Annotated in this window: 30 protein-coding genes, 1 tRNA gene and 1 pseudogene; 15 read left to right on the top strand and 17 right to left on the bottom strand. The window is 57.6% G+C overall.

What is annotated here, in order from left to right; all coding sequences use genetic code 11:
- The first annotated feature begins 1 nt into the window (after position 1).
- The 13 genes from G3A56_RS02460 to G3A56_RS02405 all read left to right on the top strand — a co-directional run bounded on the left by G3A56_RS02460 (position 2) and on the right by G3A56_RS02405 (position 9,467).
- Positions 2-382, top strand: a complete 381-nt coding sequence (locus G3A56_RS02460) for a hypothetical protein (protein ID WP_113380326.1) — start codon at positions 2-4, stop codon at positions 380-382.
- Between the two features lie 359 nt (positions 383-741).
- Entirely contained in the window at positions 742-1,227 is a 486-nt protein-coding gene (locus G3A56_RS02455; protein ID WP_164056142.1) for a hypothetical protein, read from the top strand.
- Positions 1,228-1,230: 3 nt separating this feature from the next.
- Positions 1,231-1,692 carry an HNH endonuclease gene (locus G3A56_RS02450; protein WP_164056141.1) on the top strand — a complete coding sequence of 154 codons (462 nt, stop codon included), beginning with the start codon at positions 1,231-1,233 and terminating at the stop codon, positions 1,690-1,692.
- 112 nt (positions 1,693-1,804) lie between these two features.
- Positions 1,805-2,122, top strand: a complete 318-nt coding sequence (locus G3A56_RS02445; RefSeq protein WP_164056140.1) for a head-tail connector protein — start codon at positions 1,805-1,807, stop codon at positions 2,120-2,122.
- The gene (locus tag G3A56_RS02440) at positions 2,115-2,534 is read left to right on the top strand and encodes an HK97-gp10 family putative phage morphogenesis protein (RefSeq protein WP_164056139.1); all 420 of its coding nucleotides are present in this window, start codon (positions 2,115-2,117) and stop codon (positions 2,532-2,534) included. Before G3A56_RS02445 ends, G3A56_RS02440 begins: the two co-directional genes overlap by 8 nt.
- Entirely contained in the window at positions 2,531-2,941 is a 411-nt protein-coding gene (locus G3A56_RS02435; protein ID WP_164056138.1) for a DUF3168 domain-containing protein, read from the top strand. Before G3A56_RS02440 ends, G3A56_RS02435 begins: the two co-directional genes overlap by 4 nt.
- 114 nt (positions 2,942-3,055) lie before the next feature.
- A complete protein-coding gene (locus tag G3A56_RS02430; protein WP_164056137.1) occupies positions 3,056-3,373 on the top strand; it encodes a phage head closure protein in 318 nt (105 codons plus the stop codon).
- Complete coding sequence (locus tag G3A56_RS02425; RefSeq protein ID WP_164056136.1) at positions 3,370-3,795, top strand: phage terminase small subunit P27 family; 426 nt, start codon at positions 3,370-3,372, stop codon at positions 3,793-3,795. The genes G3A56_RS02430 and G3A56_RS02425 overlap by 4 nt, the downstream gene beginning before the upstream one ends.
- Entirely contained in the window at positions 3,779-5,404 is a 1,626-nt protein-coding gene (locus G3A56_RS02420) for a terminase large subunit (RefSeq protein ID WP_164056135.1), read from the top strand. Before G3A56_RS02425 ends, G3A56_RS02420 begins: the two co-directional genes overlap by 17 nt.
- Complete coding sequence (locus tag G3A56_RS28705) at positions 5,401-7,584, top strand: hypothetical protein (protein ID WP_246231096.1); 2,184 nt, start codon at positions 5,401-5,403, stop codon at positions 7,582-7,584. Before G3A56_RS02420 ends, G3A56_RS28705 begins: the two co-directional genes overlap by 4 nt.
- On the top strand, positions 7,484-8,077 hold the full coding sequence (locus G3A56_RS02415) for a hypothetical protein (RefSeq protein ID WP_246231265.1): 594 nt from the start codon (positions 7,484-7,486) through the stop codon (positions 8,075-8,077). Before G3A56_RS28705 ends, G3A56_RS02415 begins: the two co-directional genes overlap by 101 nt.
- Complete coding sequence (locus G3A56_RS02410) at positions 8,074-8,445, top strand: phage tail assembly chaperone (RefSeq protein ID WP_164056133.1); 372 nt, start codon at positions 8,074-8,076, stop codon at positions 8,443-8,445. The genes G3A56_RS02415 and G3A56_RS02410 overlap by 4 nt, the downstream gene beginning before the upstream one ends.
- Positions 8,442-9,467, top strand: coding sequence for a hypothetical protein (locus tag G3A56_RS02405; RefSeq protein WP_164056132.1), 1,026 nt, complete (start codon positions 8,442-8,444; stop codon positions 9,465-9,467). Before G3A56_RS02410 ends, G3A56_RS02405 begins: the two co-directional genes overlap by 4 nt.
- Before the next feature lie 20 nt (positions 9,468-9,487).
- Here G3A56_RS02405 and G3A56_RS02400 read toward each other — a convergent pair whose 3' ends face one another.
- The 3 genes from G3A56_RS02400 to G3A56_RS02390 form a co-directional block, all read right to left on the bottom strand.
- Entirely contained in the window at positions 9,488-9,724 is a 237-nt protein-coding gene (locus G3A56_RS02400; RefSeq protein ID WP_164056131.1) for a hypothetical protein, read from the bottom strand.
- A 10-nt stretch (positions 9,725-9,734) separates the two neighbouring features.
- Entirely contained in the window at positions 9,735-10,049 is a 315-nt protein-coding gene (locus tag G3A56_RS02395; RefSeq protein ID WP_164056130.1) for a hypothetical protein, read from the bottom strand.
- Positions 10,050-10,241: 192 nt separating this feature from the next.
- Positions 10,242-10,315, bottom strand: a tRNA-Cys gene (locus tag G3A56_RS02390).
- Between the two features lie 200 nt (positions 10,316-10,515).
- Here G3A56_RS02390 and G3A56_RS02385 point away from each other — a divergent pair.
- Positions 10,516-10,815 carry a hypothetical protein gene (locus G3A56_RS02385; protein WP_164056129.1) on the top strand — a complete coding sequence of 100 codons (300 nt, stop codon included), beginning with the start codon at positions 10,516-10,518 and terminating at the stop codon, positions 10,813-10,815.
- A gap of 153 nt (positions 10,816-10,968) precedes the next feature.
- Here the strand turns inward: G3A56_RS02385 and G3A56_RS02380 are convergent, their stop codons facing one another.
- The 5 genes and pseudogenes from G3A56_RS02380 to G3A56_RS29570 form a co-directional block, all read right to left on the bottom strand.
- A complete protein-coding gene (locus G3A56_RS02380; protein WP_246231094.1) occupies positions 10,969-11,262 on the bottom strand; it encodes a hypothetical protein in 294 nt (97 codons plus the stop codon).
- A 58-nt stretch (positions 11,263-11,320) separates the two neighbouring features.
- A complete protein-coding gene (locus tag G3A56_RS02375; RefSeq protein ID WP_164056127.1) occupies positions 11,321-12,973 on the bottom strand; it encodes a LamG domain-containing protein in 1,653 nt (550 codons plus the stop codon).
- Positions 12,970-13,701, bottom strand: coding sequence for a hypothetical protein (locus G3A56_RS02370; protein WP_164056015.1), 732 nt, complete (start codon positions 13,699-13,701; stop codon positions 12,970-12,972). Before G3A56_RS02370 ends, G3A56_RS02375 begins: the two co-directional genes overlap by 4 nt.
- Before the next feature lie 59 nt (positions 13,702-13,760).
- The gene (locus tag G3A56_RS02365; RefSeq protein ID WP_164055978.1) at positions 13,761-14,087 is read right to left on the bottom strand and encodes a hypothetical protein; all 327 of its coding nucleotides are present in this window, start codon (positions 14,085-14,087) and stop codon (positions 13,761-13,763) included.
- Between the two features lie 338 nt (positions 14,088-14,425).
- Positions 14,426-15,094 (bottom strand): annotated as a pseudogene (locus G3A56_RS29570) (N-acetylmuramidase domain-containing protein); the annotation flags it as partial.
- A 235-nt stretch (positions 15,095-15,329) separates the two neighbouring features.
- On the opposite strand from G3A56_RS29570, the gene G3A56_RS02355 reads away from it, so the two are divergent.
- On the top strand, positions 15,330-16,664 hold the full coding sequence (locus G3A56_RS02355) for a hypothetical protein (RefSeq protein WP_164056013.1): 1,335 nt from the start codon (positions 15,330-15,332) through the stop codon (positions 16,662-16,664).
- A gap of 6 nt (positions 16,665-16,670) precedes the next feature.
- On the opposite strand, the gene G3A56_RS02350 is transcribed toward G3A56_RS02355, so the two are convergent.
- The 9 genes from G3A56_RS02350 to G3A56_RS02315 all read right to left on the bottom strand — a co-directional run bounded on the left by G3A56_RS02350 (position 16,671) and on the right by G3A56_RS02315 (position 22,587).
- Complete coding sequence (locus tag G3A56_RS02350; RefSeq protein ID WP_164056012.1) at positions 16,671-17,201, bottom strand: DUF4376 domain-containing protein; 531 nt, start codon at positions 17,199-17,201, stop codon at positions 16,671-16,673.
- Complete coding sequence (locus G3A56_RS02345) at positions 17,201-17,446, bottom strand: hypothetical protein (RefSeq protein WP_164056011.1); 246 nt, start codon at positions 17,444-17,446, stop codon at positions 17,201-17,203. The genes G3A56_RS02350 and G3A56_RS02345 overlap by 1 nt, the downstream gene beginning before the upstream one ends.
- A gap of 153 nt (positions 17,447-17,599) precedes the next feature.
- Positions 17,600-18,124: a glycine-rich domain-containing protein gene (locus G3A56_RS29785; RefSeq protein ID WP_343044287.1), complete on the bottom strand. Its 525-nt coding sequence runs from the start codon at positions 18,122-18,124 to the stop codon at positions 17,600-17,602.
- Positions 18,031-18,774: a hypothetical protein gene (locus tag G3A56_RS02340; protein ID WP_164056126.1), complete on the bottom strand. Its 744-nt coding sequence runs from the start codon at positions 18,772-18,774 to the stop codon at positions 18,031-18,033. The genes G3A56_RS29785 and G3A56_RS02340 overlap by 94 nt, the downstream gene beginning before the upstream one ends.
- 13 nt (positions 18,775-18,787) lie before the next feature.
- Positions 18,788-19,468 (bottom strand): DUF2612 domain-containing protein, encoded by a 681-nt coding sequence (locus tag G3A56_RS02335; RefSeq protein ID WP_164056009.1) that lies wholly within the window; start codon positions 19,466-19,468, stop codon positions 18,788-18,790.
- Positions 19,468-20,643, bottom strand: a complete 1,176-nt coding sequence (locus tag G3A56_RS02330; protein WP_164056008.1) for a baseplate J/gp47 family protein — start codon at positions 20,641-20,643, stop codon at positions 19,468-19,470. The genes G3A56_RS02335 and G3A56_RS02330 overlap by 1 nt, the downstream gene beginning before the upstream one ends.
- Positions 20,643-20,996, bottom strand: coding sequence for a contractile injection system sheath initiator (locus tag G3A56_RS02325; protein ID WP_164056007.1), 354 nt, complete (start codon positions 20,994-20,996; stop codon positions 20,643-20,645). Before G3A56_RS02325 ends, G3A56_RS02330 begins: the two co-directional genes overlap by 1 nt.
- On the bottom strand, positions 20,996-21,658 hold the full coding sequence (locus G3A56_RS02320) for a Gp138 family membrane-puncturing spike protein (RefSeq protein WP_164056006.1): 663 nt from the start codon (positions 21,656-21,658) through the stop codon (positions 20,996-20,998). The genes G3A56_RS02325 and G3A56_RS02320 overlap by 1 nt, the downstream gene beginning before the upstream one ends.
- A complete protein-coding gene (locus G3A56_RS02315; RefSeq protein WP_164056005.1) occupies positions 21,658-22,587 on the bottom strand; it encodes a phage protein in 930 nt (309 codons plus the stop codon). Before G3A56_RS02315 ends, G3A56_RS02320 begins: the two co-directional genes overlap by 1 nt.
- Positions 22,588-22,590 lie beyond the last annotated feature (3 nt).

Here is a 22,590-nt window from a genome sequence, read left to right as displayed (position 1 = left end):
CATGCGTGACATCGTTCACAATATTGGTGTCGTGCAGAGCATTGCGCCTGCCGACATCGCCGCCAGCACCAACGGTTCATCCGTCGACCTGCTGGGCTTTGACAGCGTGGCCTTCGTGGTCACGACTGGCGCACGCACCGCGTCTGGAGCCTTCACGCTGAAGCTTCAGGAGAGCGACGATAACGCCACATTCACCGATGTGGATGCTGATCACTACCAGGCGCCGGTATCCGGCAACCTCGCAGCCGACAGCACGGCAAAGGTCGGTTATCGCGGCTTCAAGCGCTATGTGCGGCCGGTCCTGACGAAGGGCAGCGGCACATCGATCTTCGCAAGCGTGATCGCCATCAAGGGCAACGCCGCAGAGCGTCCGGTGGCCTGATATGCCGACACGCGCCCCTCAGTCTGCGGACACTGCAACAAGGCTCATCCCCGTGGTGAGACCTGTCAGACGGCTGCACGCATCCAGAGGGAGCGCAAAGCCCGCCACGACCAGAAGCGCCCCAGCGCCCGCCAGCGTGGCTATGACAGCACATGGGAAAGGGAGGCCAAGGCTTTCCTCTCCCTTCCTCAAAACGAGTTCTGCCAGTGCGGGGAAAAGGCAATCGTCGTGATGCACATCAAGAGCATCCGTCAGCGCCCAGACCTGCGCATGGTCAAATCCAACTGGAAGCCGGGTTGCCAGAGGTGCAACGCCATCGACGCCGCGAATGAACGGCGCTCCCTTGAAAGGACAAGCAAATGACCATCAACGCGACGGCCGGTGCGAAAATCTACATCGGCACCACGAAGGAACAGAAGAAGGCAGATTTCGTGCTTGCCGACTTCTCTGCTGCCAATGCAGTTACATGGAAGGAGATCGGAGAAGTCGAAGGTCTCGGTTCCGTGGGCGATACCAGCGAAGCCATCAACTTCACCTCGATCGGTGACAGCCGCACACGCACCCTGAAAGGCCCACGCTCTGCCGGCACGATGGAGTTAGTCATGGGCATCGACTATTCCGATCCCGGTCAGCAGGCTCTCATCGCCGCAGAGAAGACCATCCACGACTTCGAGTTCAGGATCGTTCTCAACGATGCACCGGCAGGCGGCACCCCTTCCGAACGTCTGTTCATCGCCAAGGTCATGAGCCAGTCCGAACAGTTCGATGCAGCCAACAGCGTCATGAAGCTGAACGCCTCCCTTGGCGTCAACAGCAACGTGGTGCGTGTTGATGCGGAGGCTTGAGCCATGATCAGCTACAGCCACGTCGCATCCATCCTCGCCTATGACCCTGACACGGGTGTCTTCACATGGAAGCAGACCAAGGGGCCAAGGGCAAAGGCTGGTGACGTGGCTGGATGCCTGAACGATCAAGGGTACTGGCGTATTAAGATCGATGGCAAGCACTACCGAGCCAACCGTCTTGCCTACCTGCTCATGACCGGTGACTGGCCTACCCATGAGGTGGACCATGAGAACGGCATGCAGAGCGACAACAGGTGGGACAACCTACGCCATGCCACGCGCTCCCAGAATGAGGTGAACAAGCCATTCAAGGGCGTCCGTCGCAAGGGCAACAGGTATCAGGCACGCATCACCCATGAGGGCAAGCGCATAGAGCTTGGATGGTACGGCACCGAGGCAGCAGCCATGTCCGTCTACAGCAAGACCGCCCAGCGCCTCAGAGGCGAGAGAGCGCGTGCATCATGACCGGGGGTGGGTCAGAACTTTCGACTACATCGGGGGACCGGCGCGGGGTGGCACGTGCGAAAAATTTCTCAATTGGCCCTGATTTTGTGAACGACAGAAAGGAGGTTGTTCAATGATTGTAGACGTTGCGATTTTGAAGCAGCAATTGAACGCCACCGGCATCCCCGGAACGGACGATGACGCGCTGATCGAGCGCAAGATCGAGGCCGCCCAGAACCATATCGAACGCCTTCTCGGCTTCAAGGTTGAGGAGACCTATGGCGGCACGGATCAAGACGAAATTCCGCCGGCGCTGGTTGAGGCTGTCTGTCAACTGGCGGCGCATTGGTTCGAAAACCGGGAAGCAACCCTCATCGGTGTGACCGGCCAGGAACTGCCCTTCGGCGTCTGGCAGATCGTCAACGAATACAGGGAGTATAGCTTTGGCTGACGATGGTGGAATTGGTCGCATCAAACAGCGGCTGGCAATGATCCCGAAGAACGTCCGTGCCGCGATGGTGCCGGAGCTGGTGAAGTCAGGCAACGATCTGGCGGTAACAGCCCGCATCCTCGCACCACGGGACACAGGCGCATTGCAGGAGAGCATCACGGTCACGCCGGGTGGATCGAACACCCCGCCATACTCCACGCCCGGTGGTCGCGTCACGGTGCCAGAACTGGCCGTGGCTGTGACCGCTGGAAACGAGGATGTGAGGTATGCGCACCTCGTAGAGTACGGCACGCAGGAGGCCGCAGCGCAGCCGTATTTCTGGCCCGCCTTCCGTCTGCTCCGCAAGAAGATAACGGGCCGCATCAAGCGCGCCGCTGCCAAGGCTGTGAAGCAGAATTGGGGTGGCCGATGAGCGCTGAACTCGCCCTGCAGAAAGCCATCCGAGTGAGGTTAACTGGTGCCGCCGCCGTCACTGGTTTGGTCCCGGCCGCCAACATCCTCGACCGCAACGAGCGCCCCAACCCGCGCCCATCCATCGTCATCGGTGAAGGCCAGAGCGTGGACGAAGGCGACAGCATCGCCCGCACGCTGACACGGGTTTACATGGACCTGCATGTCTGGGTCGAGGAGCCATCGACAGAGATCAGCAAGCGTATTTCAGGAGCAATTCGGAGTGCGATTAAATTCGCCAAATTGACGGATTTGGACGGCTTCCACTTCGCTGACTGCCGTGTCCGTGGTTCCCGCTTCCTTCGCGATCCAGACGGCAAGACCAGCCACGCCATCGTCACCATCGACGCACTTGTGCAGGAGGTGTGAGCAAATGCGGAATTATTCCGAATTTGAAAATCGCCAAATTGACGGATTTGAAAACGGCAATAATTGCCGATTTGCTACTGCGGACCGTGGTCCGCACCGGAAGGCGGTGCAGCCATGAGAGCCGGAAAGCTCGATCGCTCTATTACCGTCCAGAGCTTCACCAGCACCGTGAACGACTACGGCACGCCTATCGAGACGTGGACCGATGTCGCCACCGTGCGCGCCCAGATCATCCAGAGCAGCACAGAGGAGTATCTGACCAACGGCGCCAGCGACACCACGTCCATCATCTTCCGCACCCGCTACTTTGGCGCGGTCGCTCCGAAGTCTCGCATCATCTTCGAGGGCGAGGAATACAACGTCCGCGAGGTCAAAGAGATCGGCCGCCGTAAGGGCCTGGACCTGCGCTGTGAACGCAAGGTGTCCGCATGAGCAGCAAAGGGACACGCGGAGCAAAGGCCACGCTGAAGGCCATCGACGGCGGTTTGAAGGGCGTTCCGAAACCTTCGGCAAATTTGCCGGAAGTCATGGTCGAGGAGTGGAACATCATCGCCGCCGAAATGGTGCAGCGGCAAATCCTGACCGCATCCATGACTGGACTGCTTGAAGCGTACCTCATTGCGATCTGGACCGTGCGCGAATGCCAGAAGGCCATCGAGGAGCATGGCATCCTCACAAAGACAGCTCACGGCAATCTCAAGCCGAACCCAGCCTCTGGCCTGATGTCCAAGGCGCAGGAGACCGTTGCCCGCATGTCGGCAGAGCTCGGCCTAACACCGGCTGCCCGATCGAAGCAGGGTTTTGCTGAAAAGCCAGTAAAACAGGGAGGCGCGCCAAGTGGTCTCACAGTTTAAGGCAACCCGCCCGGAGTGGATCTTCGACGGCAGCGAGATTGAAGACCCGTTCGGCAAGGGTGAGAAAGCGGTGCAGTTTCTCCGCGCCCTCAATCACCCGAAAAGCGAAGACGGCAAATTCGACCTCCCGCTGTTCTGGGAGCGCATCGTGCGCCGCATCTATGGCCCATGTTTCCCCGATGGCCGCCGACAGGTGAAGACCGTTTTCATCCTGCTCCCGCGTGGTGCGCGCAAGACCACCATGGGCGCAGGCCTCGCATTGCTCCATACAGTGGGCTACGAGCGCGTTCCGTCCGGTCAGGTGTTCGTTGCCGGCTCGGCAGAGGAAGATGCGAGGATCGCTTTCGATGAGGCTGTCAGCATCGTTGACGAGACCGAGTGGCTTCAGGAGAAGATGAAGCCAACCGAAAGCACGTTCGTCCTTGAGCACAGGTTGAGCAAGGCGAAGTTCCGGGCGCTGGCATCGGCCAAGCGGGGCAAGCTCGGCAAGACGGCAAACTTCGTGCTGGCTGACGAGTTGATCAACTGGGAGGGCGAGATTGCCCGCACCATGTGGGCCGCGCTTCGAACCTCGCTGAACAAGACGACCGGCTCGCTGTTGATCATCATCACCCAAGCGGGCCGAGGACAGGAGAACCTCGCCTATGAGCGCCTGAAATATGCGCGCCGGGTACAGTCTGGAGAGATTGAAGATCCTCGCTTCCTGCCGGTGCTCTTCGAGACCGAGCCTGATGCAGATTGGCAGGACGAAGACCTCTGGCACTTCGTCAATCCCGGCCTTGCCGATGGCTACCCTGATATTGACGGCCTGCGAACCATGGCGAACGAGGCACGAGAGCAGCCCGCAGAGCGCGATAACTTCCGCCAGTACCATCTCAACACCTGGCTCGATTACAGCGCGTCTCCGTTCGTCTCCATGCCGGTTTACGACGAGGGGAACTTTCGTCCAGATTTGGACGAATTGGAAGCAAACCAGACGCCTTGCTATCTCGGCGTGGACCTCTCCAAGACAACCGACTTGACCGCCGTTGTTGCCGCGTGGGGAGACCGTGAGAACGGTTATGCCGTCCATCCGTGGTTCTACCTGCCGAGAGACAATCTGCTGAAGCGTGGTGCGCGTGAGGGCGTCAATTACGCGCTGTGGGAGGAACAAGGCCACATCACGCTCACAGAGGGCAACGTGGTCGATTACCACGCGGTAGAGGCTCACATCAAAGAGCTATGCGCCCGGTTCAACGTCCGCGAAATCGCGTTCGATCCGGCCCTCGCCCGCAACAGCATCAACAATCTTCTCGATGAAGGTTTGCCCGTGGTCGAGTTCCGACAGGGCTGGCTCACGATGTCCCCTGCCATCAACGAGCTTGAGCGCGCGATCCTCTCCCGCCAGTTCCAGCACGGTGGCCACCCGATCCTGCGCTGGCATTTCGATAACATCGCCATCCGCGAAGACAGTTCCGGCAACCGATCTTTCCACAAGGCCAAGAGCAAAGACCACATCGATGGCGCCGTCGCCACAGCCATGGCCGTTGCCCGCTGCGCTGCCGGCGATAGCGGCCGATCCTCTTACGACGATTTCGATGGTGACATCGGAGAATGGAGCTACGCATGAGCCAGACCGACGAAGAACGCCTTGTGATTATGCTTGAGGCCCGGATCAAGGATCTCGAGCGCAATATGGCGAAGGCCAGCGGCACCACGGAGCGCGAGTTCCGCAAGATGTCCATGTCCTCGAAGCGTGCAACCGACCAGATGGAGAAGGATGCCATCCGATCAACCACGCGCATCAATCAGGCCATGGCCACCGTCGGCACGAAGATAGGTGGTGTCGGCAAGGCTTTTGCAGGAGGCCTTGTGGGGACCATAGTCGGAGCCGGCATCGCAGGTGTGATCGGATCTGTGAAGCAGGTGGCTGACGGCATAGCCGAGATAGCCGATCAGGCCCGCATGGCAGGTCTGTCAGCAAAGGCTTTCCAAGAATGGAAGTATGTCGCGGAACAAGCGCGTATTCCGGTAGACGCCATCACTGACGGCCTGAAAGAGCTTCAGCTTCGCGCCGATGAGTTTGCCGTAACTGGCAAGGGCAGCGCTGCCGAAGCTTTTCAGCGGCTTGGCCTCACGCCTGAAGAGGTCAAAACAAAGCTCAAAGATCCGACAGAGCTTATGCTACTCCTGATCGAGCGCACCCGCCAACTGAAGGACACAGCGGCTGGGATACGCATCTTTGACGAACTCTTCGGCGGCACTGGCGGCGAGCGCATGGTTTCGCTGATCGCCCAAGGTGAGGCAGGCATTCGCGCGCAAATCAAGGCTGCTAACGATTTCGGGCACGTCCTGTCCGATGACGTCATCACCAAAGCCCAAGAGATTGACCGGCAGTTCAATGCCATTTCCATGACCGTCGGGAACACGCTCAAGTCTGCCGTCGTGTCGGTCGTTGATAGCATGATGGATTTCCTTGAAACGCTACGGGCCGTCGAGAAGCAGCGATCAAGTACGATCACGAAGCAGATCAATGACATCATGCGGCAGAAGCAGGAAACTGCGAAAGCCCTTCAGGATATCGATTCCGCCGACAACCGGATGAGCGATCGGCAGAAGGTCAGAGCGAGAGCCGTTCACGAGCAGAAGATGCGTGATCTCGATGCGGAAGAAAATCGCCGCATTCAAGAGCTTGAGAGCCGCCCGGAAGTGATGAACTTCAAGCCGACCGGCGGAAGCACATGGACGCCTCCGGCTTACAAGCCTCCTCCTGCCTCACCGAGCAAATCCTCTCGCTCGGCTTCCACCACACAGGCAGAACGAGAGCGCAAGGCCGTTCAGGAACTCATCGCAGAGCTTGAGGAAGAGCTTCGCGTCGTCAACCTGTCCGATGCTGCCAAGCGCGCCTCTGCGGCCTCCAGACAGGCAGGTGCAGCGGCGACCGACGAGGAGCGCAGAAAGATCATCGCCCTTAACGAGGCCATCCATCAGGAGCAGGAAGCTCAGGACGAAGCCGAGAAGCGGCGACTTTACTGGAGAGACCTCACCCGCGCCGGACTGGATGACCTGTTCAGCGCGATCGAGGAAGGCAAAAGCTTCTGGGAAGCCATGGGCGACGTTGCCGTGAACAGCCTCAAGCGCATTGCCGACACCATGCTTGACGATGTGCTGGACAGCATATTTCAGGTCAACAAGGCAGCATCTGGCGGCGGTGGTGGCGGTGGCTTCTTTTCCAGCCTCTTCAGCGGTTTGTTCAGCGGCGGCAAGAGCGCTTTCCCGACCGCTCCAGGCGCGGGCCTCTTCGCCAACGGTGGAGCTTTCCCCAATGGCATCAACGGCTTTTCAAATCAGGTCGTCAGCAAGCCTACCATGTTCGCCTTTGCTGATGGTGCTGGCTTGATGGGCGAAGCAGGACCGGAGGCAATCATGCCGCTCTCTAGGGACGGCTCTGGACGCCTTGGCGTGGCGGTGAATGGTTCTACCGGCTCCGGGGCTGGAAACGCGTCTGGCGGCTCCTCTGAGGTGCTGGTGAAGCTTTCGCCGGAACTGGTGGGGAAATCCTCAAGCAGGCGCAAGGGCAGACGGTCAAAATCGTCACCCAGAACAACAAGGATACCCGCAACATCAAACAGAACGGTGGAGAAGTCTGATGGCCGATTACGAGATCATACCCGAGGTGCTGCCGTGGGCATCGTGCAGTTTCGACCCGATCAGCCCCGCCAGCTCGTCGCGCATGGAAGGACGGCGGACGGAATCGCAGTCCTTCGGTACGCCGTACTGGACGCTGAAGCTCGCCACGCATTGGCTTGAAACGCATCTGTTCGGGATATTCGATGCTTTCACGATGAAGGCGGATGTCAGGGGCAAGCCCTTCCTTGGTTACGATGTATTCCGTCCGCGGCCAATCGCAATGGACACCGGGGCACCGTTGTCTGGCACAAAGGCATCGGGCGGTGCTTTCAACGGTGACGTGTTCTTTCAGGCCGTGAGCGCAAACACTCTGTATCTCGGTGGTCTGCCGGCCGGTTTCATCTTCACCCCCGGCGATTATGTCGAGGTCAGAGCCAGCGTTTTGAAGCGCTCCCTGCACAGAGTTATCGAGCCTGCCGTGTCGGATGCCAACGGCTTTGCCACGGTCGAGATCATGTATCCGCTCGACACCCAGAACTTCCCATCGACATGCACGGGTCATCTCGAAAAGCCAGCCTGCCTGATGATGATCGATCCCGGCAGCGTGACTGCGCCGAAGTCGTGGGGCAGTCGTGAGGGGAGCTTTTCCGCAACGGAGATTTTCTTCTCGTGAACCTACAAAAACTCCTCTGCGCCGAACTGAAGCGCCAACTCGAGGGCAAGGGTGTTGCCATGGTGGCAATACCTGCCGGCGGTGAACTGCTGTGGAAATGGTTCATGGCCCTGCACAAGACCCGGCAGGCTGGCATGAACGGCCCGCAGCCGATCACTTATGCGGAAATTGCGGCCTACAGTCGTATCTACTCATTGCCGATCGAGCCGCGCCATGTGGCCATCCTCGTCGCCATGGACCAGGCCTATCTCGAAACGGTCTACAAGAAGCAGCCGCAGGCACCGGAAGGCGTGAAGGTTCTCCCGCCGGTATCAAAAGCTCCGCTGACGGCCGGTCTCTTTGATGCTCAATTCGGGGGCGCAAAATGACGGTCACCAAGAGCATGTACAGAGCGTACACCGAGTATCGGCATGGAAAACCCAAGCCAGTTACACTCCCAAGGGTATTTAAGCAGGACGAAAGGCGGCATGTTATACACGACGTGATCGACATCATGTCTGACTGGCGTCATTCACCCTTCGAAAACGAGGGATCGACGCGCGCGGGAATACGTTCGGCATTGTGCCTTCAAGGGCACCGCTGGGAGGTTTCTGACCACGAGGCGGCGCTGCTGGTCGGAGAGGCGATTAAAGCCGTTGGCGCCGCTCGCCCCTCATGGGAGCAAGGGCAGCGAGACTATTATGCGGCCAGCGTTTATTGCCGCTGGTGCGCCGTTCCGCTTCCAGAGGAAGAGCAGCTTGGCCAACGCAACGGGCAGTATTGCTCAGGAGTGTGCGCGAAGGCTGCGCTCACTTACCGGATAAGGGCTTCAGATTGCCGAGACCGATCGATCATCGAAACGGCGTATCGGGCCGTCAGGCGTGAGGCATCGCCAGAGAGAACTTGCGAGGAGTGCGGGATATCCTTCAAGCCGTTCGCGTTCTCAAGGGTGTCCCAGAAATACTGCACGACCATTTGCCGCGACAAGGCGAACCGAAAGTACCACGCTAAGCCGTGCGCGGTCTGCCAGGAGCCATTCTTTCCGAAGCGCCCCTCTCAGTACTTCTGTTCAAAAGCCTGTATGGGCGAGAGCATGAAGACCATCCAAGAGAGGACGTGCAGCCATTGCGGGGATGTGTTCCGGCCTAAAAACGAGTGGGGCGGGAGGGGAAATTTCTGCAGCAAAGAATGCACCTATGCCAGTTTGCGGGTTCCGAAATTCGAAAGGATTTGCGGCTGCTGTGGTGACCCCTTCCTAGCGAAGATGGCTAGGGCGAAGTATTGCTCTCGCAAATGCATTCTCGTGATGGACAAGCGCAAGCGTCGGCAGACACCGGCGGTTATCCCCTTCGTGCCCATGCACATGCTGACCGCCGAGGTATTCGACGGATGGTTTATGAGGGCGGCTTAGTGCCGCCCAGCCACGTCGATCTACTTATCGATGCCCATTATGTTCCTAGTGTAGCTGGCCATGTTCTCATCGCGTTCAGCCTGCTTCTCACCAATCTCGGCTATCTCTACGGCCCTATAAGCCTCAAGTAGCGCGGTAAACGTTCCCGCGGCTTCCAGCGCGCCGCCGGATTCATCGAAGTTCTTTTCGATTATGTCTCCCAGGCGTCCCTCGATATGACGTTTGGCGGCCAATATCTTATCCATTCTTGCTGTCACATTCTTCTCCTTAACTAGCCGGCGCTCCGGACATTTGAAAAAGCAATTCGCTGTAAGGGAGGCGCATCAGCATCTTTCCGTTCTGCATGATGCCAGCCAAAGCACCAGCGGCGCAGAAGTCGTTCCCGGGCTTTCCGGTACGAGCACAGAACGCTTGCGGGCTATCGATTAGGTTAAGGTTTCCGGCATTGGCAACGATCAGCGTGGCCGGAGCAAGCTGCGCGGAATAGTTCGGTGCCGTTACCACGATGCGAACACCGCCGACGACGAACAAGCCAACTAGCAGCACCAAAATTAAAGCGGCCGGCAGCCAGAGTGATTTCATTTAATGCCCCCAGAGTTTTTCCGAACCTGCCAGAGCGTGTTGCATGTTGCAATCCATGTCGCACGGATTCGCCGTAACCTGAATGAAATGCCCGGAAACTAAGGGATGCAGCGCGCAACAAGCTGCGACATGAAAGCCCGACTGCAACGGAGCGTTTTGAGTGCAAGCAATTGATTTTTATGGTGAAATTTTTGGAGGCCTCGCCCGGAATTGAACCGGGGTACAAGGATTTGCAGTCCTCTGCGTCACCACTCCGCCACGAGGCCTCACTGACAGCGTTTTCGCTGTCGTGGCGGGGATTTAGAATAAACCTAATCAATGCGCAAGAGGCTCATTCTGAATATCGTCCTTTTTTTATTCTGAATAGACGTTCTGCAGACGTTCGCCTCTCCTGGCCTTGGGCAGCACAATCTTATCGCCAGAATCAACGCATTGACTCCGCACATGGCGTGAACATATTAAGAACATGCTCAAGAGTGAGATCGATGAAAATTTTGAAAAATGGTGGGGGACTGTGAGGGGAGCAACCGATCAGGACAAAGCCAGAATGCGCCTTGCCTTCGTCGCCGGTTGCCAGTTTGTCGAAAGCGCCAAGCCGAAGACATATCGGTTCCAGTCCGGGCGTTGGATCATCAACGTTCAAGCGACATCAAAACGGGAGGCCAAGGTAATTGCCTCTGCAAAGCTCACCCAGCGCGCCACCAAGCTGCAGGCTTCACCACCGCCCGGAGGATGGAAACTCCGGGAATTGGAGATCCATCCATGAGCGACCAGAACAACAAAGCCGGCGACGGCATCCATGAGAACCACTGGTGCGAGCATCCAAACTGCTCAAAGTGGGGAAGTTTTGGCTTCAGCCGCTCTAAGGCCGATAAGTCATCCTGGCACTGCTGGGAGCATTATCCGCAGAGGGATATGTTCAAGGAACCTTCATCCCTCCGCTGATGACGAACGCAATAAAGGCGGCCCCTATCCCTGAGATGACCAGCCACATCAGCTTTGAGAGAATGCCGCTGATTTTCTCGATCTTCTTATCAAGTTCGTTGAACCGGTTATCCACGTGCTTCCATCTCTCATCGGCTCGAGCGTCGGCAATCTCCACCTGTCGCTGCCATTTCTCAATAGCATCAACACGCGCCTGCATAGCAGTAAGCCCATGCTCTACGCTCACAACGCGGGTGCGCAGATCGCTGTCTTCTGTCGTAGGTGTCATTGTCTGCCCTTGCGATGCGAGTAAAGAAAAGCCCCCGGCCATAGGTCGGGGGATAGTTTCAGAGCGTGATGATTGAGCCGCCGACGATGGCGCCGTTGTTCGCGCTGGAGACGGTTGCGGCCAGCGTGGAGCCGGTAGCATTTGCAGCGTCCCACTCTTCGACAAGACCGCTCGTCACGTCTGCCTCAGAACTGCCAAGGCTGGCCCGAGCAAAGCGGATGGCAACCTCGGAAGGCGTCAGGGCGCGATTATACAGCCGAGCGAGAGAAACACGCTGACGAGACATTTGAACCGGTGCACCCCCGTTGTAGGCCGCGCCAAGGATCATGCGGTGACCCGTTTGCCCGTCGATGTTCGGTTGCCCGTTGATAGCGACCATATCGAGCGCACGCTGGCGAACCAGTTGACCGTTGCGGTAGAGCATCCAGCCACCCGATCCGTCGTGTGTGGCCAGCCAGTGGATGATAGAACCGTAATCCGGGATCAGGCCGGTTCGGAACGGATTGAGGATGTTCGTGGACGACGTGGCGAAGTCCATGCGGTCAGAACAACCAACCGCCATGATCGGGCCGCTCCAGTTGCCGGCAAGACCTACCCAACCGATAGCACCCATGAATAGGGACTGTTGAAGCGCCGAGACAGCCGTGCTGGCACCGCGCCACATCATGACGCTGGCGTTGGCGCGGGTGGTCGGCTCAATACCGCCCATCCACTCCATCGACATGGCGCCGTCGATAACCAGGCTGTTATCCGTGCCGCAGTTGATCCATGACGTTGTGCCCCGAGCGGAGAGCAGCACAGCCTTCTTGCCGGACTTCTTGACGGCTGGTGCCGCGGTTGGCGTTTCTGCGTGGTCACGGAAGGCGATAACGACATAGTTTGCCGTGTTGACGTTCAGCGCGGAACCTGCGGTAAGCTGGAGGCCATCAGCGTCGAAGGAAATGCCGGACGCCACAATACCGGCCGCTGCGGACATCTGTTTTGCACCGCTGGCCGACATGGTGTCCGTCTTGATCCATGCAGCCTGAAGCGTGCCGCTCAGTTTGGCGACGATGACAGCCTTTGGCTGGAAACCAAGACTGACGGCACGATTTGCGCCAGAACCGGTAAATGTCGCCGTCGCGAAGTTTGCTCCGCTCTCGAACCCGATGAAGTCGATGCCTTCGCCCAACTCCTGCGCCGCGTCATATTCGTTGACATATGGTGATGTGGAAACGGTGCACTGGCCTGTCGTCAGATTGGTGATTGCTCCTGGTTCCGTCAGCGCCGTTCCGCCAAGTAGCGCCGTGGTGGACGATCCGACCTGAAGAACCCCGTCACGCGTGCTATCGCGCTTGGCAATTACGGCGGCGAGGTTGATGCTGCTGTCATCGAACTTGATCAGCCGGCTGGCGATGGCGTTGCCCTGAGAACCGGCAAGCGCCATCTTGAGAGCAGCAGAGCGCGATATGGCGAGATGATGATAGGTGATGCCCTCGTCGTTCCATTTGGGCGACTGCGAGACGGTATAGCCATCCTTGGTGATACTGGCCCCATCTGCGTAGCTGTTGGACGCTCCCAGCACGTTGGACCGCCCCGCCCACAGATCATGCAGCTTGAGTGCAACAATCTTCGGCGCATCGGGAATGGAAATGACGAGTTCCGGCTTCCACCCGATCGAGACGCTGCGCCGCGAACCGTTGCCAACAGAAGTTCCTGTCTTGATGCTCATGCTGCGAACTCCAGTTCGACTGTCCCGGCTGATTGCGTCTGCTTCCGAAGGCTGATCTTGTCGAAGCAGCCCGTGACGCTGGCAGATGCGGATCCGGCAATGGTAATGCTTGTGGTGGCGGCGACGAATGAGGTTGCGATAGGCAAAAGACCTCCTGCTGGCACGCCAGCCGATGCATAAATCTGTCCTGTGGACGATCCGGCGGGATCTGTCGTCAGGCGGCAGGATATTGAACTGGCGTTTGGCTCCAGCATGGTGGCGCGGAACACATAGGTTTCGCCAATCTCAAGGCCGGAGACGGTTTGCGTTGCACGTCCGCCGCCCGATCCGCCGAACAACTCCATCTTGCCGTCTCGCCATGTAATGGTGGCGCCGGTCAACTGAGCCGCCCAGCCTGACACATCGGTGTTGAAATTTCCGTTGGTGACGAGTTCCGGGCCGAGAGCCGATGTCATATCGACATAGACGCCGTTGATGATGGGGAGATCGACGGAAGCTTTCTCGCCGGTTGCGAGTGCGCCCTGATACGGCATGATGCCAGCCCCAACGAAAGGACTGTCGTAAATGGAGACCAGCGGCGGAGAACCTGACGTGACCTTGACCGACAGAAGACGACCTGGGGAAATGATCGCAACGCCGGAATTGGTGATGGGGACAGTAAACCGCTCAGCCCTGCCAACACCACACCCCGCTAGCCCAAGAGACAGGCCAAGTCCAAGACCGATCATTGTGCAATCCTCACCAGCATTTCTGTTTCACGCCATGGGCGTTGTGTGACGCGACCTGGTTAGCGAACTGCCGGTCGTCCATCGTGATCTTGAGCGCGGTTTCGAGCGTCGGAGTCAGCTTGCTCCAGCCTGCGCACGCATTCGACACGTTGGTCGTCTGGCAGCCCGAAATGAGCGCACAACTCAGCAGCAGCGGAAGAAGTGATTTCCACATTGGTTTCGTTCCTTGATTGGAGAACTTCGACGGTCTTGGCTAAAGCCTCTGTGGCGGCCTGTGAGCGGCCTTCTCGTTTGCCGAGCCAGTAGGAGCCGGAAGCCAGCAGAACGGCGCAGAGAAGGCCACCAGCAGCGATTTTCAGCCAGTTGGGGATGAGTGCCCACATCATGCCTGTTCCACCGTCTGCTTGCTCTTCCACCAGCCGTAGACGCCCCAGATCGTGAGACCGAGACCAATGGCGCCCGAAACGGCCAGCATCCCGTTTGCAATGGTGTTCGCCAGATCCGAGTTGATGCCGGTGACATAGGTTGCGATTTCGGCAATCTGGTCGCGCGCGGCGGTGACCAAAGCCAACGGGCCGAAGTTGCGCGCTGCGTTCTTCACTTCCGGCACCTGCGCGATCCCTAGGTTTCCCGGCTTCTCATCTGCGGACACCTGAAACTCTTTCAGCTTGCGCATGGTCTGCGGACCGGCAACGCCGTCGATCGTCAGAGAGTTTTCGTCCTGAAAGCTGCGAAGTGCCCGATCCGTGGCAGGACCGAAGTCCCCATCCGCCGGAACGGAATGGCCGGCACGCGTGAGAAGCACCTGAATTTCGCGGACGCCAGCACCCTTGGAGCCGAGACGAAGCATCCCAGTCGCACCAGATGCGGCCGGTTCTTTTCTCGCGTATCGCTCATAGGCGGCGGCCATCTTCGTGTCGTAGGCGTTCTTCTTGTAGGCAGGTCCGTTATAGCCTCGAGCAAACCCCGCCCAATCCTTCCGGCTCAGCGCGCCAAGGAGATTGTTCGTCTTGATGAACCGAACCATCAAATCGACCTGGCCCTCTACGCCGCTTCGTGCCGCTTCGAACAGATCAATGACTGTTGGATAGCCGAGTGCCTTCCAGTGGCTCCCCATGACCTGCCCGACGCCGAAGGACGTGCTTTCAAGTGCGGCCTGCTTGTCGATCGTCATCGCCCGTCCAAGAAGCTGCCAGCGGGCTTTCTGCGATGCTGGGTTCTTCACTCCACCGACGTTCGGTGAAGCTAGACCAAGCCGCCGCGCCTCCTCACGACGAGACGCCGTCACCAGCCGGTCGAAGTAATGGCCTTCGAAACGGATCACCGGCATTTCCTTGCCGTCGATATCCGCAAAGACAACGCCGTTGCTCTCGACCTCGACAACAGCCTTCATCGCCGCCGGATCAATACCGTGCACGCTCGCAACTCGCTCGATCGAGCGCGCGACATCAGCCTTCAACATGATGTTCTCCTGATTGTGGGTTATGGGTGCCGGGCTACGCTACCGGGCAGGCGATTTTAGCGGAACACAATCAGCGATTGACGATTGGGTTCGTGAGAAATAGCAATTTGATGAGGCACACCACAGCGACTTCGAGGAAGACATGCGGATTGGGAATAAACACGGGATGGAGAACGATAGCTTTCGCGTCAGCTGCACTGTGACGGCTGCGATATTGTTCTTCTTTGCTCTTGGTATCCGGTTGATGTTCCCATATGCAGAATGGAATCTAGACGCGAACCACATCATGCAGACCGTAATTTATTCATCCCTGCAGGGTATTCCGGCCAGCGGATACAGCCTTCGGTACTGGTTCCAAGACAATTTGTATCAGTGGTGGCTTGACGCAATCTATCCGGTTAGCGATTTCGCCCGCCCGTTGACCGCGACCTCTATGCAAAAAGGTGTTTTTGTCGCCAGCATGCTTCCGAAGATATTGGGCGCCTTAAACATTGCACTCATATTCTCTTTGTCACTGACAGTAAGCGCAGACAGAAAAATTAGTGCTCTCGTTGCAGCGATTTACGCCATCACTGCTCAGCATTTAGTTATGTCGACTATCGTAGAGCGCCAGATTATCTCGCAATCACTGCTGCTCATTTCATTTCTTTTGGTGGCGGCCGCTCCGACCCGGATATCTGTTCGATACCTGACCTACGGAATTGCGATCGCCGTCAATGTGTTCGGTGTAGCTTGTTACTCTCCCCCGATAATTTTTCTGCCATTTCTGCTCGCGTTCATCGTGACATATGAGTTTCGGCAGCAAACCGACACGAATTCCAGGATCAAGACCATTATCGCCCTGGCGGGCCTCTATCTGGTCGCTGACCTTATCGTATTTCTGCTCACGGGCGCATCAGTTCTCAGCGTCTTGAAACAGGCCGTTGTGAACTTCCTGTTTTACGCTAACCCGGCATCGAATGACGAGTTTTCGAAGCTTGACCAATCCCTGATTACTGCGAATGCCCTTTGGTTTTTCGGGAACCTCTTTCAGTGGTTGCCGTACCTCCGGGAAGACAATTTCTCTCAGATATCCTACTGGTCATTCGCACTTTCGGCCGTTGTCGTGTCGTATTGTTTGTATTGCGCGGCAGCTGCTATTATCGAATTTGTCGCAACGGCAGCAAAAAAACCAAGCGTTATCTTTACGACAGGTCAAACGAGGATCGCCCTTTTTTCGGCGGCGTTCCTTACTGGCATAGCGTTCACGCTGGCAGTCCGTCACGGCAATCAGACAGAATTTTACATCATGCCATATACATTCATCTTGCCGGTCGTCGCGGAGCGCCTTTCAAGTTCACTCGCTAAAGCAACGGTGGCATTAAGTATTTGCGCGGTTCTAGTCGCGGCGACCTATTTGAATTACCCGTTCTTCGGAATGAGTATGGAGGCCCGCAACTCGTATATAGCCTCCAACGCAGATACTATCTTGCCGACAATGATCCTTAAGCCTGAGCTTTGAACGCCATTAATCACCGGAGCGCCACTGATAGGCGTCGATATCGGCAAGGCTAGCAATGTCACCCGAGGTGATCAAAGCGTCGATGGTGGCTTCGGCGTCGAACAAACTCTGCACGTGCGCTCCTACCGCAAGCGCCGTTTCTTTAACCTCGGCGGCAGACAAAGTCACAAATCCAGACAGGGATTTGAATTTGGTGGAAGCGGCCCCCGACGCGACGACATATGAATGAGCGTTGGCGATCATCGATTGACTGTCACGGCTGGTATCGACGCGGCAGCCGTTAACAACGATGCCGCCTGTCTCGATTTCAAACCTTTTCATGGCGGCATAGGCTAGCAATTCACTCTTCGTGATGGGTTCAGCAACCGGCTGGCGGAAGGTTTTCCCATCATAGATCCATCCGGGCGACACACCATCAGCACAGGCTTTGAATTGTGCGGATAGGTCCGGGTGGACGGCATCGGAAATTTTCACGCCTTTATCGAGTGACACGACCTCTATCACACGCTCGTTGTCTACTCGGGCAAAAGTGGGCATCAAATATCCTCCATATAGCCATGAACTCTGGCAATCATGTTCTGATCTTCAGGGCTGTTATTTTGAAAATGACCCGTGACTTTAAAGCCAGCAGGAAGCCTTATCGGGGTCACATAGTGACGAACCGGGAGATTTTCCCCCATTGTAGTGATGCTATCGAGCACCAAGTATGAGTTTCGCCATGTTCCGTCCTGGGATGGCCTGCGAACGCATTTGGAAACGAACTCAATGTCGGTGATAAACATCACCTTTCCCACTGGAACGGTAACCGGAAAATTCCACTCGAAGATCGGGGACCCATAGGGTCCAAGATTGTCGATCGACACATTCCCCCGGAGGGGCTGTTGACGTTTGGGACCGAAGCACATGTTGATATGGAAAAAAAAGCGCCCATTATCTCATCCCGCAAAATATTCGATGATAACCAGGCCGGCGGCACCTGCGCCACCGGAGTAATTCATGGCGCCACCGCCGCCACCGCCGCCGGGTGATTGGCCGTTTGCGGGCTGACCGGATGAGATACCGCCACCAGGGCCGCCGCCAGCAGCCGCAGCGCCACCGTTACCGCCGATCCCTGCGTTCGCATTATTGATCCAAGAACCGGACGAACCTTGACCGCCGGTCGCCTGCCTATGCCCACCAAATCCATTGCCTCCGGGTCCACTGATGCCTTGTGTCCCGTTTGTTGCCCCCGCGCCCCCCGTCCCGCCTGTCGCAGATACGGATGCTCCGAATGAAGAACTCCCACCAGCAACACCATTTTGTGCAGACGAATTGTGGCCGCCCGCGCCACCAGTGCCAACGACAACGGTAACGGGAGTTCCGGGGGTTACCGCCACATAACCTTCAGCGTAACCACCACCACCACCACCACCACCTGCACCGGTATTCTGATTGCCACCACCCCGGCTCCACCGCCCCACACGCGGACAAAGACCGAGCGCACGTTTGCAGGTGGCGTCCATGAGAAGGAACCAGCCGTGCCATAGGATACGATGGTGCTGCCTTTATTCAGCCGTTCCATCAGCATGGCTGATGCGAAATTCAACTGAACGTTTGTACCGTCATAAACAAAGACGGCCAGTGCGCCTGCCTTGAGATCGCCAGCAATCGGATCGGTGCCATTGTCGAGTTTGATGGACTTAGCACCGAGACCGCTGACGTTGAGTGTGCATGCGCCGGTATTAGTGGCCGAGATGATCCCTCTGAGCGGAACGCCAATCAGGTCGTTCCACGACGCTGGAGCGGGCGTGAGCGCCATTGTGAGCGCGGTCGCTGTTCCTCCAATCGTGGCATAAAGCCAAGGCTGCTTTTGCAGGGTCCGAGCGAAACCCGTTTCGAGATTATCAACACTGCCATCGTCCAAAGCGTCGAACCCGCCGTAATCGAGAATGAATTCCCCGATCATTGCAGAGACGACTGACGACTGGCGCCACACCGTATTGAGTTGGACGCTTGCCGCAGTGCCAGCGGTGAACCCCGTGAGGCGCGCAGCAAGACTGTTGTAATCAGTTGGCGAAAGGACGTTCGCCCCGCCAGCAGTGCCGAAAGGAAGATACTGGTTCGTAGCCATGAGAACCCCGAATTTAGGATGTGAAGTAGGAGGGACCGACGCCCCATGAACCGGCGTCAAATCCGCCGATGTACTGGTTGCTCACGTCGAAGCCAAACACCGGCGCGCTGGTCACAGTCGTGATGGCGTAGTTGACTCGAACGCCTTCCGGCTTGATCGGTAGAAACCCTTGGTTCAACAGCGCGATAAAGAGCAGCGACGGAATTGTGCCGGAAATTCCTACCGTCATCGTCATATCGAAATTGTCGATGACAAAAATGTGCGTTCCCGGCGACTGCGAGAAAACTAGGTTGAATGCGGCCTGCGCCGTTTCAACCCGTCCATCCCACTGGTTCGCCGCAATCTTTGCCTGAAGGAATATCCGGTACGTTTCATCATCGAGACGCGTGACACCGCTGTCACTGTCATACGGCCCTTTCCAGACGCCAAGATCAAAGCCCCGGAGCGCATCGTCAAAGCTAAACCAGATGTTCGGGATCGGCGTCGGTATGAAGCGGGATCGCCCGACCCACTGGCCGACGGCGTCGAGTTGCACGCCAACAGCCACATCAAGATCAAAGTCCTGCGGCATCTGGCCGAGCATGAGCTGAAGGTTTGCAAAGGGATCAAGAACCGCCGTCAGCGTCGATGTGAAGACCGGCTTCCCGCGATAATACGGCGTGATGAGATCGAGATAGTCGTCAGTTGTGGCCATCATGTCACCGTGACGACGATATTGGCGACACCGCAGGCCGCGGCTTCATTGAAGGCAATGGCGATGTCCGCAGCGGCCAATGAGTCAGCGAGTTTTGCGATCTGCAAATTCGTTACCTCATATGTCGCGCCCGAACTGTTGTTACCAAGGTTCGCGGGGACGTAGAGGCGCGTGTAGAACACGCTCTGACCGATCGGCAGGGCATTGATGTAATCGGCCACTGCCTGTTTCAGCGCGTTCTCAATCGCAACCGTGTACCCCGCGAACGCCTTGACGGTGATGCCGGCCTTTATGCCGATGGACACGGGGCGTGAAAACTTGACGGCGTGCGAAACGCCAATGTCATCGACAATTGTGACCGTCGTCGTTCCGAACGTTCCAGACCCTGGCGTTTTCTTGTCAGCAATCGTCTGGCCGATGGTCTGGGCATCACCGCCTTCCACGATCAGCGCAATCGAATGGCTCGGAATGCCGTTGCTGTCCGTGACGTCCGTATCGTTCTCGTAGGCGCGATACCGGGTTACGCCAGTGATAGCCGCCACTGCGCCGACAATCCCCTCCAGAATGGTCAGGGAGGGCAAAGCAGTGGACGTGGCCTGCCGATTGCGAAGGTTGGCGTCCGTCTCGACCGGATTGCCCGGATTGGCGATTGCGGCATTTGAGACGCTCTGCCAGCCGCGCGTCGGTGTGGCGATGGTCGATACAGCGCCGATAGCTGCGGTGACGGCGCCGATGGTCTGGCAGACTGCCGTAACCGTGATCGTGCCGGACGGCGGGATAACGACGCTAGCTGGGAGGCTCCAGTTGTTGCCCGCATCGTCCGACACGATTCCATTGGTGACTGTTGTGCCGGCAACACCGATCAGCGCCACATCAACCGTAGAGTTGGACGCGATGTTGCGCGCGATCCCGTTGATCTTCACGACGCTGGACAGGCCAACGCCCTGCGCCGTCGAGGGCGAGAAGGCGTTATAGACCGAAGCAGCCATGTTATTGGCGTCGGTGATTGCCAGTGCCAGAAGCGCGATGAATTGACCATCGAGGGAATCCGGCTCCAGATAGACGTCAGAGCCATAGATGCCCTGATACGCGCTCTTGAGATAGGTCATCACGTCCGTATAAGCCGGAACGCTGATGCCGTTCTGATCAATCACGCAGACTGGTGTCATAGCCATCAAAGCGTCCCTGTCACTGTCGTCTTGCCGTACTCGGTCGATATCGTGGCCGAGACGTTGAACTCTCGGGTTTCCCGGTTCAGGTCACTGGAATAGGCGTCGATCTGGGTTACACCCTGCGTTCCAAGGATGCGCGACCGAATGATCGCATCGCGCGTCTCGCCGGTGTATTTGCCGAGAACCCGCGTCTTCCACGGGATGCCCTCGGATGTGTCGAGGAACCACTGACCCTGCTCCAGATATAGCCGTGTCAGCACGCACTGCGCCGGGCCGTCAGGAACGTCTTTCCAGAAATCCTGCTGCTGGTTTCCGAAAGAATAATCGCCATTGGCGTCAAGCTTTCTCACACGCATCAAAGCACCGCATAAACCTTGTTGGACGGTCCAGCTTCTGTGGAGACTCGTGATCCACCCAAGCCGCCGAGATCCACTCTGGATGAGGTGATGTTCACCAGCATTCCCCCTACCGTCATGTTGACTTGAGACGGCGTGAAGGTGCCACTTGATCCACTGGTCTGAACCTTCACATCGTCCTCCTTCAGCGAAACTGTGGTGTTCCCGCTATCAGACCGGAGTTGAACGGAATCTGTGCTGACGTTGGTCAAAGCCTTTCCGTTCGACCGGAACCCGACCATCGCAAAGCCATCAGACAGGTCATGCGTGCGCGCGTCGATCTGGCTTTGCACGCCCCCGCTCTGCTGCCATGCATCGCTCGGCCGCGAAGAAAAGACGACAAGCGCCTCATCGCCAGCTTTTACCGGGAAAGTCATGGATGCCCCGCCGCCTGTCGGAAAGTGCATCGGCACGTCCGTCAATAGCGGAAGATCAACTGCCTTCACCGATCCGTCTGGCATCTTCTGCTGGCTTTTGATCGCCGGCTGAAGCGTTGCCGTCTGTTTGGCGAAGTCCACAGATTGGACGATGGCCGGAACAGCCGTCCACAGCGAAGCCTTGAAGCCGTCGAGCATCGCCCGGAAGGCCTCTTCCAGATCGCCAGTGCGTTCCCTGATATCCATTAGAGAGCGATCCCTTGAGAAGCGATGGAAAGAGGTATTGGTCCCTTGCCATCAGCGCGAAGGCAAAGGATTTGAGTGTACCAAGGATCACCGCGGGTATCCCCGCTGTGGTTGACCACAAGGCACTTGTAAAAGCCGTCGTCGGCGGTTGACGGGATCATGGCGTTGTTGACGACCGCGGTGTAATCAGCGCTCAGTTTTGCTTCCTGAACCGATGCCTGATCGATCTGGATAAGGCTGCCCGGGCCGATCTGCGGGTTGAGCAGGCACGTCACCAGAATGCCGTCGATCGATTGGACGGGAAGTCCAATCAAGCCGGTGCGCGAGTTGAGGACGATTGCGCCGCCCTCTTTCGGCTCGTTGTTCTTCGTGACGGTCAGTTCGTTGTTCTGGATCGACCAGCTCGTTCCGGTCGAAATCGCGATGGTGCGAAGGATGTCCCGAGCCATGCCGAACATGACGCGCGCCCGAGGCATCTTCTTGTCACCCAGATCGGCAATCTTTCCCAAGGTGATGCCAAACGGCTTGAGAGCCTCGTAAACCGCCAAAACCTGATCACGATAGCTATGGCCGGCGGCCAGCGTCTTGCTAACCGTCGCGAAATTGTAAGCTTGATCACCGCCCTGTGCGATGATGTTAAGATAAGTGTCGACCGGGTTTTCACGGCCGGAGCGCTTCTGGATGATCTGGCCTTTGAAAATCAGGCCGGGGTTTTCCTCGTAGCCGGCCTCAAGCGTGACTTCCGTGCCCTCACCCTTGATACGCTTTACCGTCTGATCCGACAGGTTGGTGATCGTGATGTCCGCTGCATTCGGAGACTGCAGATTGTGCTGCGTAACCTGAAACCGGATGCGAAGCTGCGACAGGTCAACGCTGTCACCGCCGCCAGCCACAGTGAGCTTGCAGTACCGGAGCCATTGCTGAGCCATTGA

The sequence above is a fragment of the Rhizobium oryzihabitans genome, assembly GCF_010669145.1.
Classification (GTDB): domain Bacteria; phylum Pseudomonadota; class Alphaproteobacteria; order Rhizobiales; family Rhizobiaceae; genus Agrobacterium; species Agrobacterium oryzihabitans.
This window is presented reverse-complemented; position numbering and strand designations above follow the sequence as displayed.

Excerpts from the sequence above, each read along its gene's own strand:
- G3A56_RS02460 (WP_113380326.1), top strand. The coding sequence starts at position 2 with ATGCGTGACATCGTTCACAATATTGGTGTCGTGCAGAGCATTGCGCCT.
- G3A56_RS02455 (WP_164056142.1), top strand. The coding sequence starts at position 742 with ATGACCATCAACGCGACGGCCGGTGCGAAAATCTACATCGGCACCACG.
- G3A56_RS02450 (WP_164056141.1), top strand. The coding sequence starts at position 1,231 with ATGATCAGCTACAGCCACGTCGCATCCATCCTCGCCTATGACCCTGAC.
- G3A56_RS02445 (WP_164056140.1), top strand. The coding sequence starts at position 1,805 with ATGATTGTAGACGTTGCGATTTTGAAGCAGCAATTGAACGCCACCGGC.
- G3A56_RS02435 (WP_164056138.1), top strand. The coding sequence starts at position 2,531 with ATGAGCGCTGAACTCGCCCTGCAGAAAGCCATCCGAGTGAGGTTAACT.
- G3A56_RS02430 (WP_164056137.1), top strand. The coding sequence starts at position 3,056 with ATGAGAGCCGGAAAGCTCGATCGCTCTATTACCGTCCAGAGCTTCACC.
- G3A56_RS02425 (WP_164056136.1), top strand. The coding sequence starts at position 3,370 with ATGAGCAGCAAAGGGACACGCGGAGCAAAGGCCACGCTGAAGGCCATC.
- G3A56_RS28705 (WP_246231096.1), top strand. The coding sequence starts at position 5,401 with ATGAGCCAGACCGACGAAGAACGCCTTGTGATTATGCTTGAGGCCCGG.
- G3A56_RS02405 (WP_164056132.1), top strand. The coding sequence starts at position 8,442 with ATGACGGTCACCAAGAGCATGTACAGAGCGTACACCGAGTATCGGCAT.
- G3A56_RS02395 (WP_164056130.1), bottom strand. The coding sequence starts at position 10,049 with ATGAAATCACTCTGGCTGCCGGCCGCTTTAATTTTGGTGCTGCTAGTT.
- G3A56_RS02385 (WP_164056129.1), top strand. The coding sequence starts at position 10,516 with ATGCTCAAGAGTGAGATCGATGAAAATTTTGAAAAATGGTGGGGGACT.
- G3A56_RS02380 (WP_246231094.1), bottom strand. The coding sequence starts at position 11,262 with ATGACACCTACGACAGAAGACAGCGATCTGCGCACCCGCGTTGTGAGC.
- G3A56_RS02375 (WP_164056127.1), bottom strand. The coding sequence starts at position 12,973 with ATGAGCATCAAGACAGGAACTTCTGTTGGCAACGGTTCGCGGCGCAGC.
- G3A56_RS02370 (WP_164056015.1), bottom strand. The coding sequence starts at position 13,701 with ATGATCGGTCTTGGACTTGGCCTGTCTCTTGGGCTAGCGGGGTGTGGT.
- G3A56_RS02365 (WP_164055978.1), bottom strand. The coding sequence starts at position 14,087 with ATGATGTGGGCACTCATCCCCAACTGGCTGAAAATCGCTGCTGGTGGC.
- G3A56_RS02355 (WP_164056013.1), top strand. The coding sequence starts at position 15,330 with ATGGAGAACGATAGCTTTCGCGTCAGCTGCACTGTGACGGCTGCGATA.
- G3A56_RS02350 (WP_164056012.1), bottom strand. The coding sequence starts at position 17,201 with ATGCCCACTTTTGCCCGAGTAGACAACGAGCGTGTGATAGAGGTCGTG.
- G3A56_RS02345 (WP_164056011.1), bottom strand. The coding sequence starts at position 17,446 with ATGTTTATCACCGACATTGAGTTCGTTTCCAAATGCGTTCGCAGGCCA.
- G3A56_RS02340 (WP_164056126.1), bottom strand. The coding sequence starts at position 18,774 with ATGGCTACGAACCAGTATCTTCCTTTCGGCACTGCTGGCGGGGCGAAC.
- G3A56_RS02335 (WP_164056009.1), bottom strand. The coding sequence starts at position 19,468 with ATGGCCACAACTGACGACTATCTCGATCTCATCACGCCGTATTATCGC.
- G3A56_RS02330 (WP_164056008.1), bottom strand. The coding sequence starts at position 20,643 with ATGGCTATGACACCAGTCTGCGTGATTGATCAGAACGGCATCAGCGTT.
- G3A56_RS02325 (WP_164056007.1), bottom strand. The coding sequence starts at position 20,996 with ATGCGTGTGAGAAAGCTTGACGCCAATGGCGATTATTCTTTCGGAAAC.
- G3A56_RS02320 (WP_164056006.1), bottom strand. The coding sequence starts at position 21,658 with ATGGATATCAGGGAACGCACTGGCGATCTGGAAGAGGCCTTCCGGGCG.
- G3A56_RS02315 (WP_164056005.1), bottom strand. The coding sequence starts at position 22,587 with ATGGCTCAGCAATGGCTCCGGTACTGCAAGCTCACTGTGGCTGGCGGC.